The sequence below is a fragment of the Zoogloea oryzae genome, assembly GCF_030161255.1.
Lineage (GTDB): Bacteria > Pseudomonadota > Gammaproteobacteria > Burkholderiales > Rhodocyclaceae > Zoogloea > Zoogloea oryzae.
The window spans coordinates 24,156-41,488 of the sequence record NZ_BSPX01000016.1 but is presented as its reverse complement, the minus strand read 5'-3'; the positions used below and the strand labels follow the sequence as shown (position 1 = coordinate 41,488).

Genomic DNA, 17,333 nt, shown 5'->3' with positions numbered 1-17,333 from the left:
GGGAGGATACGAACATGATTTCGATTGCCGACATCCTGCTTCCCGAAGACATCCTGCTCGACCTGGATGTCAGCGGCGCAACCGCGCTCTTCGATCAGGTTGGTCAGGTCATGCAACGATGGCATGGACTACCCCGCGCGGTGGTCGCCGACGCGCTGGCACAACGGGAAGCCTTTGGCTCCACGGCCCTGGGCCAGGGGGTCGCGATTCCCCACGGGCGCGTCAAGGGCCTGCAACTGACCCACGCCGCCTATGTGAGACCGCGCCGTCCGCTGCCTTTCCAGGCGCCCGACGACAAGCCCGTCTCGGACTTCATCGTGCTGCTGGTTCCCGAACGTGCGACGAACTCCCACCTGGGGATTCTCGCCGGGGTTTGCGGCTTGTTCACCGACCCACACTTTCGCGAAGCCTTGCACGCCTGCAATGACCCTTACGCGATTCAGGCGCTTTTCCGCACCCGGCTGGCCGCCGCGGCGTAAAGGGATCGCATGATGAGTACGGCACTTGCGCCCAACGCACTCGGAAAGGAACAGGCCCAGGTTCTTGCCGAAGCCCTTCCCTACATCCACGCCTTCCACGGAAAGACCTTCGTCATCGACTACGAGCGGAGCAACGTCGGACATCCCGTGGCCTGGAACAGCCTGGGGCGTGACCTCGCCCTGCTCAGTCTCGTCGGGCTCCGACTGGTCGTCATCCATCGCGGCAACGTTCTCAACGCGGAGCTGGTCAGCCTGATCAACCGTCACGGCGGCCGGGCGGCCGGCCTGACCGGTGTGGATGGGCGCTTCCTGCAACTACGGACGGCACCCATGGAGGCGCAATGCAACGGCGGTCTCGAGATCGGCGTGATCGACACGACCCTGCTGCAGATGCACTTCGCTAAAGGCTTCCTGCCGGTCATTCGCCCGCTGGCTTCGGCCCCGGACGGCCAGGTGCATCCTGCCGATGGCGCGCAGGTGGCCGCGGCCCTCGCGGCACACCTGCGGGCGTCCAAGCTGATCGTCATGCGGGATGCGGCCGGCCTGACCGACGCCAACGGGCAGATCGTCCATCGCCTATCAGCCACCGAGGCTGAAACACTCGGCGCGGAGGGGCGCAACGCGCATCTGGTGCGCGCCTTGCGCGCGGGTGTCGGCGCCGTGCATGTGGTCGACGCGCGGCGTCCCGATGTCCTGCTACTTGAGATCCTGACCCGCGAAAGCCGTGGCACCTTGGTCTTACCGGATGGATTGGCCAGCCTGGTCGCCACGAGTGCGCGATACCTGTCAACGGATGAATGAGGAGATGACCGTGATCCCGGATGAACTATGCGTTGGAATCGTTGCAAGCGAGAACGCCTGCGAAGTGGCCGAGCTGGACGCATCCAGCGTGCCCGAACCTGTCGAGTTTCCGACTTCGCCACTCGGGCGCGCGGCCTTGCGGGTCTATCTGGCCGGCCAGGGCCGCCCCCTGCGCCTCGCGGTTTCTGGTGATGCCGCCATGGGCATGGCCTTTGCCGTCGGCCCCACCGCAAACTGCAACACCTACATCGTGGCCCCGGGCGTGGCGGATCATCCTGTCGCCCTGGCGCGCTATGCCGCCCGGGCCGTGTGACCGATGCCGGTGCATGTATGTCCGGTGTGCAAGACGCCGCATGACGTCCCGGCCGGACTTCACCGGCTCGCGGCCGGTCGGGCGCTGACGTGCTCGCCAAAGTGCAAGCTTGCACTCGGCGCGCTTGTTCGGCAGCGCGTGCTTGCCGAGATGGCCGAAGCGGCGGAAGGCAGGCGGCAAGACCGCAGGCACGCTGACGGAGACGGATGATCCATGTCCCACGACGACACCGACCTGGGGACGCTCGGTTGCTTCCTACCCCGCGCGCCAGCGGGCTATGGCTGGCGAACCTTGCAGGTCGAGACGGATGGCGCAGTGCTGCGCGAAGCCTGGAACGGGCTGGCGCAGACGATGCGCGACACCTCGATCTGGGCGACGTGGCGGAACTGCCTGGTCTTTCCCGAAAGTGGAGATTTTGCCCGGGGCTTCGTGCACGTGATCGGGTTGTGCTCGCGGGATGGCAGCATCGCCGCCGTCGTCGCCGAAGCCGAGGCCATCACCCGGGCAGGATACGGCGAGGTGGTCTTTCATGTGCGACCGGACTTCCGGGGGCACGGTCTTGGTCGGCTGGCATTGTCGGCGGGCGTTGGACTGGCACGGTGGCGGGCGCGCCGGGTTGCCATATGCCAGTATGGCGCCCGCGGTCCCGTGACCGAATGCCCCCGCGGCGTGCGTACGCTGCGCCAGCCAACGCATCACGGCCATTACCTGGAGGCACATTACGGGCTGACGCGGCGAAGGTGGCTGGCTGCCCTGTGCTGCCGTCATTGGAAGACAATTGCGGCATCGCTGGCGCCAGCAGTTGAACATCGGTAAAGAAAAGGAGCGCGATGCTTTCTCAGCCAGCCCACCTCGTTCGCCACTTCCGGGACATCCTTGTGTGGCCGGTGCAGATCCGCCCTGGCTTCGCGGGGGAGAACATCGCCCGCATCCATCACCTGATGACCGAAGGCGGATGCTGGGCGCCGGTGGACGACGAGTTCACCGCCGACCCACGGGATTTCCAGGAGCGCCATTACAAGGAGTTCGTGGCGTTCCTGCCCTATGTGCAGCGTTTTCTGTACGGGGAAAGCCGCTCCGGCATGCCGGACGGTCCGGCCGGCCGCGCGGCGCCGATGGCGGTCTATCGGCGCACCGACATCGCCGCGCTCAACGTAACCCTGAGGTCCGGGGACGAACCGATCCGGCTGCGCGTCGCCCACGTGGATCTCTACCTCTTCCTCGACATGGACGTGGCGCTGCTCAACGTTGAAGTTGCGGCCGACGACCTGCCCCTGGCCACCGCGCTGGAGTTGCTTTACCGCTTCGGGCGCGCCTACCCCACGGGCTGGGACGAGACTGGACAAGGCATGCACAACGTCCACCGCTCCGAGTTGCTGGATCGCGACGGCCGGATCCTTGCCACGTCCGACTCGGAGAACCGGGCGCGTTACCTGCACTTCGTGTGCCGTAACCGCGCGCCCTGCGTGGGCGCCCTGTGGGCCTGGCTGCTGCGGCCGCTGGTGCAGGATCAGGAAGAAGACTCGAGCCCGTTGCGATTCAGGCTGATCGAGTACTACCGCATGCCGATGATGGCGTACCTGGCGCTCGACGACCCCCGCGCCCTGAGCCGGGAAGACTTCATCCGGATCGGCTTCGTGGCCAACCTGCCGTCCCGCGACCCGTTGCCGCTGCGCGATCCGGCGGTCGTCCGCTTTGAGCGCCTGCACTGCGAAGACCGCTTCTGGACCGACTCCGAAGCCGGGCCCAACACGCGCTTCCTGTGCACGGGCAATGCGCTGGTGCTGGTCGGTGAAGCGGGATCAACGTACTTCCGCGATCCCGACCACGGCTTCCTGGCCCGCTTCCGGCATCAGTATTTCCTCGTCTTCATGATTGCCCATTTCCACCGGGCGGCCCTGCTGTCCTTCTCGGACGGCCTGGCCAGCGCGGTCAATGATCTCGACATCCGCGACAGCGAATCCGTGCGCCGCTTCAAGCGCACGATCCGGCAGTCCTTCGAGACTTTCCTCCGATTTACCCACCGCTACTGGTTCCACGAGGTTTCCGAGCAGGGCCTGGTGCAGAGCCTGTTCCAGCGCACCACGCGCCTCCTGCGCAATGACGACCTGTTCTCCGATGTGAAGGAGCAGGTCCGTGAAATGAGCGCGTACCTGGATAGCGACAGCCAGCGCCGCCAGTCCGGCACGGTGCTGCGCCTGACGGTGGTGACGATCTTCGGCCTGATTGCCACCGTGGTGACAGGCTACTTCGGCATGAATCTGTTCAGCTTCCCCGAAATTCCGGAGTCACGCAAGGCGCTCCAGTTTGGCCTGGTCACCACGATCACGATCGGCCTGGTGCTGTTTGCAGTCGCACGCTCCAAGCGGCTTTCGGACTTCCTGGAGGCCATGTCGGACGAGCGTCTCGACGCTTCCGCCAAATGGGTCTCCTTCGCCCGCGTGTTCAGGAAGCCGGAGCAATAGACATGGCAACTGGCGAAGCGACAAACGGTCACCGTCCCGATCCCGACGAATTGCTCACCCGGGTGCAGCAGGATGAGGCCCGTGCCAAGCGGGGCCGGCTGAAGATCTTCTTCGGCGCCTCGGCCGGGGTCGGCAAGACGTGCGCCATGCTGGCGGCGGCGCGCCAGCAACTCATCCAGGGCACCGATGTCGTCATCGGCGTGGTGGAAACCCACGGACGCATGGAGACCGAGGCCATGGCCGACGGCATCGAACGCATTGCGCCGATTGCCGTGCCGTACCGCGGGCGCACGCTGGCCGAGTTCGACCTGGACCAGGCGCTGGCCCGCAAGCCAGCATTGATCCTGATGGACGAGCTGGCCCACTCCAACGTGGCCGGCTCCCGCCACCCCAAGCGCTGGCAGGACGTGGAGGAGCTCCTCGCGGCGGGGATCGACGTGTATTCCACCGTCAACGTGCAGCACCTGGAGAGCCTCAACGACGTGGTCAGCGGCATTACCGGCATCCGGGTCTGGGAGACGGTGCCAGACCGGGTCTTCGACAATGCCGACGAGGTCGTTCTGGTGGACCTCCCGCCGGACGAGCTTCTGGCGCGCCTGCGCGAGGGCAAGGTCTATCTGCCCAACCAGGCCGAGCGGGCAATCCGCAATTTCTTCCGCAGGGGCAATCTTCTGGCACTGCGCGAACTGGCCCTGCGTCGCACCGCCGATCGGGTGGACGACGATGTCCAGCAATACCGGCGCGACCAACTGGTGTCGCCGGTCTGGCAGACTCAGGATTCACTCCTTGCCTGCGTCGGGCCCGGCGAGGGAAGCGAGAAGATCGTGCGCACCGCGGCCCGCATCGCGAGCCGCCTGGAGGCACCCTGGCAGGCGATCTACGTCGAGACACCGGAACGCCAGCGCCTGCCGGCGGCCAGCCGTGAGCGCATTCTCAAGACCCTCAAGCTGGCCCAGGATCTCGGTGCCAGCACCGCAACCGTTACCGGCGCCCGGGTCGAAGACGAGGTCGTACGTTACGCCCGTGCGCACAACCTCTCGCGGATCATGGTCGGGCGGGACGCCCCGCCCACGTGGCGCATCTGGCGGCGCTCCGTCGCGGACCGCATCGGGCAGCTTGCCCCGGACCTGGACGTGATTCAGGTTGCTCGGGCCGAGGGGCGTGCGGGGGTGGCGCCGAGATCTCTGGAGCAACTTGCCGGCCAGCACGTTGCCAACTGGCGGGGCTACGCACTGACGGCCCTGGTGTGTGGTCTTGCCGGGCTGATCGCAACCCCTCTCTACCCCTTGTTCGATCTGGCCAACATCGTCATGGTGTTCCTGCTCGGGGTTGTCGTCGTGGCCGTGCGCTTCGGGCGTGGCCCGGCGGTCATGGCCTCCTTCCTCAGCGTGGCCATCTTCGACTTCTTCTTTGTTCCGCCGCGGATGTCCTTCGCCGTCAGCGACGTGCAGTACCTGATGACTTTCGCGGTGATGCTGGCCGTGGGGCTGGTGGTCGGTCAGCTGACCGCGGGATACAAGTACCAGGCGCATGTCGCGGGCCGGCGGGAGAGCAGGGTTCGGGCACTTTACGAGATGTCGCGCGATCTCTCCGGCGCTCTGCTGCCGGAACAGATCGCCGAGATCGGCGAACGTTTTCTGACCGCGGAACTGGGGGCTCGCGCGGCCTTCCTCCTAGCCGACGAGAACGATCGTCTGCAGGCCCCCATCTTTGTCTCCAAGGGCCTCCCGGAAATTGACCCCGGCATTGCGCAATGGGCGTTCGATCACGCCGAGCCCGCCGGACAGGGAACCGACACGCTGCCCGCAAGCCCCATCCTGTATCTGCCCCTCAAGGCACCGATGCGCGTGCGCGGCGTGCTGGGGCTGGAGATGCGCAAACCGGCCCATCTCCTCATTCCCGAACAGCGGCGCCTGCTGGATACGTTCGCCTCACTGATCGCCATTGCGCTGGAGCGAGTGCATTACGTGGGCGTGGCCCAGGAGAGCACGGTCCAGATTGAATCCGAGCGGCTGCGCAACTCCTTGCTCTCGGCCATCTCTCACGATCTGCGCACGCCCCTCAGCGCACTCATCGGACTGGCCGACTCGATGTTCCTGACCCAGCCCCCGCCCACGGGTGCGCAAGCCGACATCTCCCGGAAACTGCGGGAGCAGGCGTTGCGGATCAATGCGCAGGTCGACAACCTGCTCGACATGGCCCGCTTGCAGGCCGGCCGGGTTCAGCTCAATCGCCAGTGGCAACCCCTCGAAGAGGTTGTCGGAAGTGCAATCAAGAACCTGCGACCGGCGCTTGCGAGCCACCCTGTACGAGTCGAACTGGATGACGAACTACCCCTGGTCGAGGTGGACTCAGTGCTGATGCAACGGGTGTTCAGCAACCTGCTGGAAAATGCCGTGAAATACACGCCGCCGGGCACCCACGTCTGGGTTCGTGCCTTCACGACCGGGGCCCAGCTGGAAGTGCACGTTGAAGACGATGGCCCCGGATTGCCCGTGGGCCGTGAAGAGGTGATCTTCAAGAAGTTCGAGCGCGGCCAGCCGGAAGGCAATACGCCCGGAGTGGGGCTCGGCCTGGCCATCTGCCGTGCCATCGTCGAAGCCCACGACGGAGAAATTTACGCCCGGCCCCGCCCCGGGGGCGGCGCCTGTTTTGTGTTCACGCTGCCGCTGGGCACACCGCCGTCGCTCGTCGGGGACGACGACCTTGACCCGACGAGCTGACGGACCGAGAGTACGCTCCATGCCTAACCCCAATCCCAAAATCATCGTCGTCGAGGACGAAGCCAATCTGCGCCGCTTTGTTCGCCTGGCGCTGGAGGCGGAAGGATGCGATGTCTTCGAGGCGGACTCGGTCAAGCGCGGCCTCATCGAAACCGGAACGCGCAAGCCCGATCTGCTGGTGCTTGATCTCGGACTGCCGGATGGCGATGGCATCGACCTGATCCGGGAGCTTCGCACCTGGTCGGAGATTCCGATCATCGTGCTGTCGGCACGCACAGCCGAGGCTGAGAAAGTCGCCGCACTCGACGCGGGGGCCGACGATTACCTGACCAAGCCGTTCGGCTCGGCCGAACTGCTGGCACGCGTCCGGGCGCATCTGCGACGCCGTCAGCGGGCGGGGTCGGACGGCCGCAGCCAGCTGGCCTTCGGCGCCATCACGGTCGACCTGGGCAAACGGCTGGTCGAGAAGGGAGGCGAACAGCTCCACCTGACACCGATCGAGTTTCGCCTGCTGGCCTATCTGGTCGCGAACCCCGACTGCGTGCTGACCCATCGGCAACTGCTCAAGGCGGTCTGGGGGCCCTCCCACGCCGAAGATAGCCACTACGTCCGCGTCTACATGGGGCACTTGCGCAAGAAACTCGAGGCCGACCCGGCCAACCCCGACCACATCGTCACGGAGCCCGGCATCGGCTACAGGTTCGTTGCCGACCCTTGACCTTGATCGACGTGACGGCGGAGGCGACGTCCGGATCACCCGCAGCACATCCTGCCCCACCACCTGGCGAGGCTGCCTACCCGCCGCTCCGCCGCGCCTCCAGCCACCCAAAAGCCCCCATCCCCATCACCGTCGCCAGCCACAGGGTGGCGAGGCGGATGCCGACGGCGGCGAGGGTGGCGGGGACCAGCGCGGCGCCGCCGAGGGTGAGCAATGCGACCAGCGTGGCTTCGGTCGAGCCCAGACCGCCGGGCAGCATCGACGCGGCGCCAGCGAGCATAGCCACCGGGAAGAGCGCAATCGCCTTGAAGCCCTCAAGATGAATGCCCAGGGCGCCCAGCAGATAGACGAAGGACCACGACGTGACCAGCCACGCCCCCATGCCCGCGACGAGCGACAGCAGCATGTCCGGCAGCGTGGCCCACAGGCGGATGTTGGCGAGCCCGGCGACGATGGCGCGGACGACCCGGGCGATGCGCAGCATGCCGGCGCGGCGGAAGGCCACGACGCCCCGTTGCCCCAGGCGCGGATTGGCGGCCATCAGGCCGACGGCGCCAAACACCAGCCCGACGAAGGTGGCCGCGACGCCGAAGACGTGAAACTCCGCCGCCGCCGGCAGCGCGATGAGGAGCACCGCGGCCAGATCGAACAGGCGTTCATAAACAAAGGCGCTCACCACCCGCGACGCCGGCACGCCCGCCGTGACGAGGTAGCGCACCCGCAGCAGCTCGCCCACCTTGCCCGGCGTGGCGGTGAAGGCGAAGCCGGCCACATAGGCCAGCAGGCTCTGCCCCGCCGGCACCCGGTAGCCGGCCCGGTGAAGCAGCCATTGCCAGCGGGCAAAACGCAGGCCGATGGAGGCCAGGGTGGCGGTGACGAGCACCGGCAGCATCGGCGCCAGTTCGGGCAGCAGGCGCAGCACGCCGGTCTTGGAATCGGCCCACAGCAGCGCCACGAAATACAGCCCGGCGACGATGCTCCAGCCGCCGATGGCGCGCCTGATCTTCATGGGCGCTTACCGGAAGGAGAAGCGCTTGTGGCCGATGTAGCTGGTGAACACCGGGAAGATCACCCCGGCAGCGTGGGCGATCTCGGGCACGAAGCGGGTGACGCCCAGCCAGGGCAACAGGTAGTAGGCGAGGCCCATGCTGATGAGCCAGGTCTGCACCACCGCCACCCCATTGACCAGGCAGAACCACAGGGCCGAGTGATGGACGGACTGGGTGCTCTCCTTGAACACGAAGAGCTTTGCCAGCACGAAGGCGGTGACCATGCCCGTGAGGTAGGCCAGCACCACCGCCACCGAAAAGTCCGTCCACTGGTTGTAGACGATGCGGCTACCGAAGTTGACCGCGGCGGCAAAGCCGCCGGTCAGCAGGAAGACCAGAAACTGGCGCGACGCGAAGTGACGGATCACGCCGCCGCCTGCTTCGCCAGATTGCGACCGAAGCCGATGCTCTCGGAGATGCCCCGGTCTTCGGGGTAGTAGTAGGACGTATCCGCCACCCACAGGCCCTTCACCGGCAGCGCCACCGGCGGCAGGCTGTCGAGGAAGGACGGCTGGCAGATGGGCTGGGCGTAGCGGTAGCGGCTGGCGCGGATGTCGATGAAATCGTCGTCCTTGAGCCCCGGGTTGATCTCCTGCAGGTAGCGCTTCACCTTGGCGAGGAATGCCTCGTCGGGCTCCTGGAACTTGGGATGCTCGCCCGGCACGTAGTAAGGCACATACACGATGTGGTGATCCAGCGGGCGCAGGTTGGTGTATTCCACCAGCCCGGGGATGTCCATCGCCGGATCATTCACGTTGAGCCAGAAGTTGTCGGTGAGCGGCTTCTTGAGCTTGCAGATCACGCACACCACGGCGATGTTCTTCTGCTGCTTGTACTTGGCCAGCACGTCGGCCGGCAGATCGGGCATCACGCCGGGCACGTAGGGCAGCGGGATGGTGCTCACCACCCGGTCGAAGGCCTCGAAGCCCTGGGCCGTCTCGACGCCCTTCACTGCTCCGCCCTCCATGCGCACGCGGGTGACGGCCTGCTTGAAGCGGAACTCGCCACCGCGGGCCTCGATGTCGGCCTTCATCGCCGACAGGAAGGTGTTGGAGCCGCCCTCGAGATAACCGAGCTTTTCCTTGAAGATGTTGTAGCGGGAGCGGCCGATGCGGCGGATGCGGCTCCAGATCCACGCGGCGGACAGGTTGCCCACGTGGTCGTAGAACTTGTAGTCGAACAGCCGGCGCCACAGCACCTCGTAGGCCTCGGCGCCCACCCAGCGGCGGATCCAGGCGGAGGCCTCGAGATGATCCAGCGGCTTCCAGTCGTCGCGCTTGACCGACAGGAAGGCATGCAGCGCGTAGCGGAACTTGGCGACGAGGCTGAGGCCCGGGAACTTGAGCAGCGCAACCGGGTTGCCCCAGGGCACCACCTTGTCCTGGTAGTAGTAGCCCATCTTGGTGGACACCCAGCGCATCTTGTCGGCGAGCTTCAGCTCGTCGAGCACCTGGAAGAACGCGGTGTCGGAGATGCAGTGGAAGTGGTAGTAGCGCTCGATGTCGAGGCCGCCGAAATCGAAGGTGGCGGTCATGCCGCCCACCCGGTCGTCGGCTTCAAAAACGATGGGCTGATGGCCGTCGCGGGCCAGCTGGTAGGCCACCGCCAGCCCCATCGGGCCGGCGCCGAGCACGGCAATGCGTTGTTTGGCCATGGATCAGAACTCCAGCACGACCGAGCCGTATTCGGGGTCGTTGTAGGTTTCGTCGATGGCCTTGGCAAACGGCGTGGCCTTGACCTGAAAGATGCCCGGCCAGTCGATCACCTCGAACACATCGCGGGCCACCAGCGCGGCGAGCTGCTGGGTGGTGAAGGGCGGCTTCTTGTCGAACAGCGCCCAGGTGGCCAGCAGCCCATGGAACAGGCTGTAGGGGATCTTGACGATCCAGCAGCCGGCCTTGGTGGCCTTCTTGATCTCGCGGATGATGTCGATGTAATCGACCTCCTCGAGCCCGGAGATGTTGTACACACCCTGGGTGCGGTGCTCGATGCTGCTGATGATGACGCGGCAGAAGTCGCCCACGTACAGCGGCTGACGCAGATAGCGGCCGTGGCCGGGAATCGGGAACACCGGCACCTTCTGCATGAAACGCGACAGCCAGCCCAGGTGCTTGCGGTCGAACCAGCCGAACATCAGCGTGGGGCGCAGCACCACCAGCGGGAAGCCGCTGGCGAGCGCGATCTCTTCCTGGGCCTTCTTGGTGTTGGTGTACCAGTCGTCGGCCACCGATTCGACCACCGACGAGCTGATCTGCACGTAGTACGGCACCTGATGGGCGCGCATGGCCTCGATGACGTTCTTGGTCGAGGTGATGTTGTTGCGCTCGAACTCGGTGTAGTCGGTGCCGCCGATCTGGGCCTGGAGCATCACCACCACTTCGGCGCCGGCGAGGTGCTTTTCCCAGTCGCCGCGGTCGGCCAGATCGACCAGCTCGGCGACGATGTCCGGGTGCATCTTGCGCAGGATGCCCAGGTTGGTGACGTGCTTGTCGAGCACCACCAGGTTGGTATAGCCCTGGCGCTTGAGCTGCGCGACGAGGTTCTGGCCCACCAGGCCGGCGCCGCCGGGCAGGACGATCTTCATGTTCTTGTTCATGGGTATCGGCTTGGATTTCTGCAGTTCGGAATTCGGGATGACGGGCCGGCGCGCGTCACATGCTCATCTTGCGGAAGATGCGATCCGGGATGTGGATGATGATGAGCATGATGTAGCGCCAGAACCAGCGGGTGTAGAGCACGCCCTTGCCGGCTTCCATGGCCTTGGCGATGTCGGCGGCCACCTGCTCGGGCGTCGCCACCAGCGGCGCCGGCAGCGGCAGGCCCTTGGTCATCGGCGTATCCACGAAGCCCGGCTTGATGGTGGTGAGATTGACCCCCGCCTTGAACAGCCTCGCCCGCAGGCCGCCACAGAAGGCCGTGACGGCGCTCTTGGCCGAGCCATAAAGATAGTTGGACGGCCGGCCGCGGTCGCCCGCCACCGACGAGATCACGCCGATGCTGCCGGAGCCCTGGGCTTCCATCGGGTTGGCGATGTGCGTGAGCAGGCTGATGACCGACAGGCCGTTGCTGGTGAATTCGCGGATCGCCAGTTCGGCATCCTGCTCGCAGGCTTTCTGGTCCGGCAGCGTGCCGTGGGCGACGAGCACCACATCGACCCGGCCGAGCCAGGCGAAAGCTTCGCGCACCAGGCCGGCGTGGCTCTCGAGGAAGTTGAGGTCGAGCTCGCAGGTGTGCACCTCGGCGCCCCGGGCGGAGAGATCATCCGCCACCTGGCGGAGCTTGTCGGCGCTGCGGCCTACGAGGTAGAAGCGCGCCCCGCCCTCGCACCAGCGCCGGGCGCAGGCTGCGGCAATGGCGGACGTGGCGCCGACGATCAGGATGTTTTTCATGCTTGGGTGACTCGTTTCCAGAAACGGGAGCACAGGGCCGGATCGCGCAGGGCTTCGAGCTGTGTCCATTGGGGGTAGCAGGCGCGGAAGAACTCGCCGCCCATGTGGGCGTCCTTGGCCGGGTAGATGCGTCCGCCGGCGGCGCGCACGATGGCGTCGAGGTTGGCGAAGAGCTTTGCGGTGGCGTCGCCGTGCTCGGGGAAATCCAGGGCCAGCGTGGCGCCGGCCTCGGGGAAGGAAAGCAGGCCCGGCGAGGCCACGTCGCCGAAGCGCTTGAGCACCGCCAGGAACGACCCACTGTGGGCCGCGGCGATGGCATCCAGCATGTCACCGATGGCCGCGCCGCCGGCGGATTCCGGGATCACGCACTGGTACTGCTGGAAGCCCTTGGGGCCGTAGATGCGGTTCCAGTGGAGGATGCGGTCGAGGGGGTAGAAGTACGGCTCGTAGCCCACCCGCCCCGGATGCCGGCCGGGCTTGGCGGCGTTGTAGTAGAAGTGGTTGAAAACCCGCAGCGACACCGAATTGATCGCCGAGATGGGCGGCACCAGCGGCACGCTGAGCTTGGGCTTGTCGTCGTAGGCGAGCCCGCCTTCCGGCGCGTGGTCGCCCACCATGTAGATGCCCCGCCCGGCCGACGCACCGCGCGCGGCGCAGTCGATCCAGGCGACGGCGTATTCATGCTGGCCGTCGAGCTCCCGCGAGAGGGCGAAGAACTCGTCCAGCGAATCGAAGCGGATGTTCACCACATCGACGAGGCTGCTTTTGATGGGCATGAGCTGCAGCTCGACCCAGTCGATGATGCCGGTGAGCCCGAGCCCGCCGATGGTGGCGGCGAAGAGGCCGTCAGCGTCGCCGGGGGCGACCTCGATCCGGCCACGATCGGAGCGCACCAGCCCGAAGCGCCGCACGTGGCAGCCAAAGCTGCCGCGCACGTGATGGTTCTTGCCGTGCACGTCGTTGGCGACGGCACCGCCGAGGGTGGCGAACTTGGTGCCCGGCGTGACCGACAGGAACCAGCCGCGGGGAATCGCCAGCCGCAGCACCTCGTCGAGCGTCACGCCAGCTTCGGCGCGGATCACGCCGGTCTGCCAGTCGGCGCTGATGAAGCGGTCGAGGGGGCGCAGGTGAAGCACCTGGTCGGTCGTCGCAAGGCAGCTGTCGCCGTAGCTGCGGCCGTTGCCGAAGGGCAGCAGCGTGCCGTGCTCGGCAGCGACGCGGGCGAGCTCGCCCGGCAGCTCAGACCGCCAGCCGATGCCATGGCCGGTCTGCGGAAAGCGCGGGTAGCGGCCCCAGGAGCTCAGCTTGCCGATGCTCATCGGGCCATCCAGAAGATCACGCCGAACAGCACGCCGACCACCAGGCTCACCTTGTCCTTGATCGCGAAGACCACCGGGTCGTCGTGCATCTCGCCCCGGTGAGTAAGCATCCAGGTGCGCGACACCCAGAACAGCAGCAGCGGGCAGCTCAGCCAGATGAACTCGGGATGTCGGTACAAGGAAATGGTGTGCTCATCCTGGATGTACAGGGCCAGCACCATCACCGACAGGTAGCCGGACGCTGCGCCGAGGGACGACAGCATCTCGAGATCGGACGGGTAGTAGCCGCGCCCGCGGGCCTTGGCCTCCTTGCCTTTCTTGCGGGCGTCCACCAGCTCAGCGTAGCGCTTGACCAGCGCCAGGCTCAGGAAGATGAACATCGAGAAGGCCAGAATCCAGAAGGTCAGATCGAGCCCGAAAGCGAAGGCGCCGCCGACGATGCGGATGGTGTAGAGCATGCCGAGGGCGATCACGTCCACCATCATCACGCGCTTGAGCACCAGCGAATACGCCAGGGTGAGCACGTAGTAGCAGGCAAGAGTGGCGGTGAACTTCCAGGGCAGCAGCCACAGCGCGCCACCAAAGGCGGCAATCAGCAACAGCGGCGCCACCGCCAGCCCGGCAAACACCGACAGCTTGCCGGCGGCAAACGGCCGGTTGCGCTTGGTGGGGTGATGGCGGTCGTCGGGCAGGTCGAGCAGATCGTTCAGCACATACACGCTGGACGCGCACAGCCCGAAGACAAAGAAGGTGAAGATGCCCCGCAGCACCAGATCCAGGTGGCCGACCTGATGGGCCGCCAGCAGCGGCGCGAAGACCAGCAGGTTCTTCATCCACTGGTGGAAGCGCAGCGCCTTGGCCCAGGTGAGCAGCACGTTGCCGCGGGTGTCGATCACCTTCTCGACGTTGCCCTGCCCTTCGGCCAGCCGCACCACCGCCTTCGAGGCATTGACCACCCAGGCCTTGCGCGAATGCTTCCAGACCGGCAGATCGACCGACGAGTTGCCCATGTAGTCGAAGCCCTTGTCGCCATAGTCGGCGATCAGGCGCTCGGCCTTGCGGCGGGACGAGAGGTTTACATCTTCGGTGCCCAGCACCCGGTCGAAGATCTGCAGGTGCTCGGCGATGCGCCGGGCGTAGCTGATGTGGCTGGCGGTGGCGAGGACAACCTGCCGCCCCTTGGCCTTCTCCGCCTCGATCACCGCCAGCACCGCCTTGTTGTAGGGCAGGCAGGTGACGTCCAGGTCCACCTCGCTGGCGATGCGCGCCTTCAGCCCGGTCTTGCCGCCCGACGCCAGCCAGCCCACCGGCGCCAGCGCCCGCAGCGGATTGGCGCGGACGAAGGCCAGCCCGGATTCGACCAGCAGGTCGGAATCCAGCAGCGTGCCGTCCAGGTCGACGCAGAGGGGGATGTTCGCGTCGTCGCTCATCGCATCCCCTCGAAATCCAGCAGGCAATTCAAATGTACGGCTCTCCATACCGGTGCGGCGCCGGGCGCCGTCACGCGTAGTTCCGGGGAAAAAGCTGGCGCTCGACGATCTCGATCAGGATGTGTATCACCTTGATGTGACATTCCTGAACCCGGTCGGCAAACGCGCCGGCGGGCGTGCAGATGTCGAAGTCGCAGATCTGGGCGAGGGGCGAACCCGGCCGGCCGTGCAGGCCGATCACCTGCATGCCGCGAGCCCGGGCCGCCGCCACCGCGTTGAGCACCGACGGGCTCGAACCGCTGGTGCTGATGGCGAGCAGGAAGTCGCCGGCGCGGCCGTGGCCCTCGACGTAGCGGGCGAAGACCCGGTCGTAGCCGTAGTCGTTGCCCACGCAGGTGAGGTGACCCACGTCGCTGATCGCCGCGGCACCGAGGGCCGGACGATCCTGCCGGTAACGGCCGGAGAGCTCCTCGGCGAAGTGCATCGCGTCGCACATCGAGCCGCCATTGCCGCACGAATAAACCCGCCCGCCGGCGTCCAGCGCCTTGGCCAGCGCCGAGCCGGCCCGGGCCACCGCGGCCACCACGGCCGGGTTGTCGAGCATTGCGTCCAGGGCCTGCCGCGCCTCGCGCAGGCTGGCCATCACCACTGATTCCATGGCTCCCATGTCGCTTCCGGCCTCAGGCATTGCGGCTGTTAAGCCAATCCACGTACTGCGCCACACCGTCTTCGACGGTGGTCATCGGCGCCTCGTAGCCGGCGGCCCGCAGACGGGTGAGGTCGGCCTGGGTGAAGGCCTGGTACTTGCCCTTGAGGGCTTCGGGGAAGGCGACGTATTCGAGCACGCCCTGGGCGCGTAGCTCGGCCAGGGACAGGGGCGCCGCGCCGGCCGCCCGACGGCAGCCGTTGGCGGCCGCCACGGCCACGTCATTGAAGCTCTGGGCGCGGCCCGAACCGAGGTTGAAGATGCCCGACTTGCCCGGGTTGTCGAAGAAGAACAAATTGACCTTGGCCACATCGCCGACGAAAACGAAGTCGCGCATCTGGCCGCCGTCCGGATAGCCGTGGGAGCCCTCGAAGAGCTTCACCTTGCCTTCGGCCCGGAACTGGTTGAAGTTATGGAAGGCCACCGACGCCATGCGGCCCTTGTGGGATTCCCGCGGGCCATACACGTTGAAGTAGCGGAAGCCGACGATCTGTGACGTGGCTCCGGCGGCCAGCCGCTGACGCACGATCTGGTCGAACAGGAACTTCGAGTAGCCATAGACGTTCAGCGGACCTTCGTACTGGCGCTCTTCCTTGAACACCGTGCTGGCGCCGTAGGTGGCGGCACTGGAGGCGTACAGGAACTGGGCGCCCTGGGCCTGGCACCAGTCGAGCAGCGCGAGGGAGTACCGGTAGTTGTTCTCCATCATGTAGCGCCCGTCGGTCTCCATGGTGTCGGAGCAGGCGCCCTCATGGAAGATCGCCGAGACCTTGCCGTCGAACTCGCCGGCCTTGAGGCGGGCGAGGAAATCCTGCTTGTCCAGGTAGTCGACGATGTCGCAGTCGATGAGGTTCTTGAACTTGTCGGCCTTGGAGAGGTTGTCCACGGCGATGATCTTCGTCAGCCCGCGTTCGTTGAGGGCCTTGACGATGTTGGCGCCGATGAAGCCGGCTGCGCCGGTAACCACGATATGCATGTTGTTCCCTTACAGGGCCGCCGCGAGTTCTTCCCGCGAGACGACGGCCGTTCCCAGTTTGCCGACGACGATGCCCGCCGCGACGTTTGCCACCCGGATTGCTTCTGCCCAGTCGGCGCCCGAACCCAGCATGGCGCCGAGGGTGGCGATCACCGTATCGCCGGCGCCGGAGACGTCGAACACCTCCCGCGCCTCGGCCTTGTGGCTGACCACCTGATCGGCGGTGAAGAGCGTCATGCCCTCCTCGCTGCGGGTGAGCAGCAGCGCATCAATACCCAGCTCGGCACGGAGCTTGTGCGACTTGGCGACGAGCTCCGCCTCGGACGACCAGTCGCCCACCACCTCGCGCAGTTCGGCGCGGTTGGGGGTGATGACGGTCGCGCCGGCGTACTTGCTGTAGTCGCCGCCTTTCGGGTCGATCAGAACCGGCTTTCCCGCGCTCCGGGCGACGCGGATCATCTCGGCAATGTGGGTCAGACCGCCCTTGCCGTAGTCGGAGAGAATTACCACGTCGCTCTCCGCCACCCGCTGCTCGAACTCGGCGAGTTTGGCCTTCAGGATCTCGTGGGACGGCGTGGTTTCAAAATCGATGCGCAGCAGCTGCTGCTGCCGGCCGATGACCCGCAGCTTGACGATGGTGTTTAGCTCCGGATCTTCCTTGAGCGACGCCTCGATGCCCCCCTCGGTGAGCAGGCGGCGCAGGGTAGCGCCGGCCTCGTCGCAGCCGATCACCGACAGCAGTGTCGTCCTTGCACCCAGGGCGGCAGCATTGCGCGCCACGTTGGCCGCCCCGCCAAGACGCTCCTCGGTGCGCCCCACCTTCACGATGGGCACCGGCGCCTCGGGGGAAATCCGGTTCACTTCGCCAAACCAGTAGCGGTCCAGCATCACGTCGCCAACCACCAGCATGCGGCAGTTGCGCGGCTCAAATTTTGAACAGGTCTGCACCCCTATCCTTTCGAATT

Annotated in this window: 17 protein-coding genes; 7 read left to right on the top strand and 10 right to left on the bottom strand. The window is 66.3% G+C overall.

The window, feature by feature from the left end; all coding sequences use genetic code 11:
- Positions 1 to 14: 14 nt before the first annotated feature.
- The 7 genes from QQK25_RS07340 (at position 15) to kdpE (ending at position 7,499) form a co-directional block, all read left to right on the top strand.
- Complete coding sequence (locus QQK25_RS07340) at positions 15 to 479, top strand: PTS sugar transporter subunit IIA (RefSeq protein WP_284187353.1); 465 nt, start codon at positions 15 to 17, stop codon at positions 477 to 479.
- Positions 480 to 491: 12 nt separating this feature from the next.
- Positions 492 to 1,280: an acetylglutamate kinase gene (locus tag QQK25_RS07335; RefSeq protein ID WP_284187352.1), complete on the top strand. Its 789-nt coding sequence runs from the start codon at positions 492 to 494 to the stop codon at positions 1,278 to 1,280.
- Between the two features lie 4 nt (positions 1,281 to 1,284).
- On the top strand, positions 1,285 to 1,593 hold the full coding sequence (locus QQK25_RS07330; RefSeq protein ID WP_284187351.1) for a hypothetical protein: 309 nt from the start codon (positions 1,285 to 1,287) through the stop codon (positions 1,591 to 1,593).
- Between the two features lie 213 nt (positions 1,594 to 1,806).
- Positions 1,807 to 2,409, top strand: a complete 603-nt coding sequence (locus QQK25_RS07325; RefSeq protein WP_284187350.1) for a hypothetical protein — start codon at positions 1,807 to 1,809, stop codon at positions 2,407 to 2,409.
- Between the two features lie 14 nt (positions 2,410 to 2,423).
- Positions 2,424 to 4,058: a CorA family divalent cation transporter gene (locus QQK25_RS07320; protein WP_284187349.1), complete on the top strand. Its 1,635-nt coding sequence runs from the start codon at positions 2,424 to 2,426 to the stop codon at positions 4,056 to 4,058.
- A gap of 2 nt (positions 4,059 to 4,060) precedes the next feature.
- Positions 4,061 to 6,781, top strand: coding sequence for a two-component system sensor histidine kinase KdpD (gene kdpD, locus QQK25_RS07315; protein WP_284187348.1), 2,721 nt, complete (start codon positions 4,061 to 4,063; stop codon positions 6,779 to 6,781).
- A 19-nt stretch (positions 6,782 to 6,800) separates the two neighbouring features.
- Complete coding sequence (gene kdpE / locus QQK25_RS07310) at positions 6,801 to 7,499, top strand: two-component system response regulator KdpE (protein WP_284187347.1); 699 nt, start codon at positions 6,801 to 6,803, stop codon at positions 7,497 to 7,499.
- 76 nt (positions 7,500 to 7,575) lie between these two features.
- On the opposite strand, the gene QQK25_RS07305 is transcribed toward kdpE, so the two are convergent.
- From QQK25_RS07305 to rfaE1, 10 genes are all read right to left on the bottom strand, one after another.
- Entirely contained in the window at positions 7,576 to 8,508 is a 933-nt protein-coding gene (locus QQK25_RS07305) for a lysylphosphatidylglycerol synthase transmembrane domain-containing protein (RefSeq protein WP_284187346.1), read from the bottom strand.
- Between the two features lie 6 nt (positions 8,509 to 8,514).
- Positions 8,515 to 8,916, bottom strand: a complete 402-nt coding sequence (locus QQK25_RS07300) for a GtrA family protein (RefSeq protein ID WP_153161263.1) — start codon at positions 8,914 to 8,916, stop codon at positions 8,515 to 8,517.
- Positions 8,913 to 10,202 carry an NAD(P)/FAD-dependent oxidoreductase gene (locus QQK25_RS07295; RefSeq protein WP_284187345.1) on the bottom strand — a complete coding sequence of 430 codons (1,290 nt, stop codon included), beginning with the start codon at positions 10,200 to 10,202 and terminating at the stop codon, positions 8,913 to 8,915. Before QQK25_RS07295 ends, QQK25_RS07300 begins: the two co-directional genes overlap by 4 nt.
- 3 nt (positions 10,203 to 10,205) lie before the next feature.
- Positions 10,206 to 11,144, bottom strand: a complete 939-nt coding sequence (locus QQK25_RS07290; RefSeq protein WP_284187344.1) for an NAD-dependent epimerase/dehydratase family protein — start codon at positions 11,142 to 11,144, stop codon at positions 10,206 to 10,208.
- A 55-nt stretch (positions 11,145 to 11,199) separates the two neighbouring features.
- Positions 11,200 to 11,937 carry an SDR family oxidoreductase gene (locus tag QQK25_RS07285; protein ID WP_284187343.1) on the bottom strand — a complete coding sequence of 246 codons (738 nt, stop codon included), beginning with the start codon at positions 11,935 to 11,937 and terminating at the stop codon, positions 11,200 to 11,202.
- Complete coding sequence (locus QQK25_RS07280; protein ID WP_284187342.1) at positions 11,934 to 13,256, bottom strand: FAD-binding oxidoreductase; 1,323 nt, start codon at positions 13,254 to 13,256, stop codon at positions 11,934 to 11,936. The genes QQK25_RS07285 and QQK25_RS07280 overlap by 4 nt, the downstream gene beginning before the upstream one ends.
- On the bottom strand, positions 13,253 to 14,686 hold the full coding sequence (locus tag QQK25_RS07275) for a UbiA family prenyltransferase (RefSeq protein ID WP_284187341.1): 1,434 nt from the start codon (positions 14,684 to 14,686) through the stop codon (positions 13,253 to 13,255). The genes QQK25_RS07280 and QQK25_RS07275 overlap by 4 nt, the downstream gene beginning before the upstream one ends.
- A gap of 70 nt (positions 14,687 to 14,756) precedes the next feature.
- Positions 14,757 to 15,344 carry an SIS domain-containing protein gene (locus QQK25_RS07270; protein WP_153161387.1) on the bottom strand — a complete coding sequence of 196 codons (588 nt, stop codon included), beginning with the start codon at positions 15,342 to 15,344 and terminating at the stop codon, positions 14,757 to 14,759.
- Between the two features lie 22 nt (positions 15,345 to 15,366).
- Entirely contained in the window at positions 15,367 to 16,368 is a 1,002-nt protein-coding gene (rfaD, locus tag QQK25_RS07265) for an ADP-glyceromanno-heptose 6-epimerase (RefSeq protein ID WP_284187340.1), read from the bottom strand.
- 9 nt (positions 16,369 to 16,377) lie between these two features.
- On the bottom strand, positions 16,378 to 17,277 hold the full coding sequence (gene rfaE1 / locus QQK25_RS07260) for a D-glycero-beta-D-manno-heptose-7-phosphate kinase (RefSeq protein ID WP_284187339.1): 900 nt from the start codon (positions 17,275 to 17,277) through the stop codon (positions 16,378 to 16,380).
- Positions 17,278 to 17,333 lie beyond the last annotated feature (56 nt).

Excerpts from the sequence above, each read along its gene's own strand:
- QQK25_RS07275 (WP_284187341.1), bottom strand. The coding sequence starts at position 14,686 with ATGAGCGACGACGCGAACATCCCCCTCTGCGTCGACCTGGACGGCACG.
- QQK25_RS07270 (WP_153161387.1), bottom strand. The coding sequence starts at position 15,344 with ATGGAATCAGTGGTGATGGCCAGCCTGCGCGAGGCGCGGCAGGCCCTG.
- QQK25_RS07335 (WP_284187352.1), top strand. The coding sequence starts at position 492 with ATGAGTACGGCACTTGCGCCCAACGCACTCGGAAAGGAACAGGCCCAG.
- QQK25_RS07305 (WP_284187346.1), bottom strand. The coding sequence starts at position 8,508 with ATGAAGATCAGGCGCGCCATCGGCGGCTGGAGCATCGTCGCCGGGCTG.
- QQK25_RS07295 (WP_284187345.1), bottom strand. The coding sequence starts at position 10,202 with ATGGCCAAACAACGCATTGCCGTGCTCGGCGCCGGCCCGATGGGGCTG.
- QQK25_RS07280 (WP_284187342.1), bottom strand. The coding sequence starts at position 13,256 with ATGAGCATCGGCAAGCTGAGCTCCTGGGGCCGCTACCCGCGCTTTCCG.
- QQK25_RS07320 (WP_284187349.1), top strand. The coding sequence starts at position 2,424 with ATGCTTTCTCAGCCAGCCCACCTCGTTCGCCACTTCCGGGACATCCTT.
- QQK25_RS07290 (WP_284187344.1), bottom strand. The coding sequence starts at position 11,144 with ATGAACAAGAACATGAAGATCGTCCTGCCCGGCGGCGCCGGCCTGGTG.
- kdpD (WP_284187348.1), top strand. The coding sequence starts at position 4,061 with ATGGCAACTGGCGAAGCGACAAACGGTCACCGTCCCGATCCCGACGAA.
- rfaE1 (WP_284187339.1), bottom strand. The coding sequence starts at position 17,277 with ATGCTGGTGGTTGGCGACGTGATGCTGGACCGCTACTGGTTTGGCGAA.
- kdpE (WP_284187347.1), top strand. The coding sequence starts at position 6,801 with ATGCCTAACCCCAATCCCAAAATCATCGTCGTCGAGGACGAAGCCAAT.
- rfaD (WP_284187340.1), bottom strand. The coding sequence starts at position 16,368 with ATGCATATCGTGGTTACCGGCGCAGCCGGCTTCATCGGCGCCAACATC.
- QQK25_RS07325 (WP_284187350.1), top strand. The coding sequence starts at position 1,807 with ATGTCCCACGACGACACCGACCTGGGGACGCTCGGTTGCTTCCTACCC.
- QQK25_RS07340 (WP_284187353.1), top strand. The coding sequence starts at position 15 with ATGATTTCGATTGCCGACATCCTGCTTCCCGAAGACATCCTGCTCGAC.
- QQK25_RS07330 (WP_284187351.1), top strand. The coding sequence starts at position 1,285 with ATGACCGTGATCCCGGATGAACTATGCGTTGGAATCGTTGCAAGCGAG.
- QQK25_RS07285 (WP_284187343.1), bottom strand. The coding sequence starts at position 11,937 with ATGAAAAACATCCTGATCGTCGGCGCCACGTCCGCCATTGCCGCAGCC.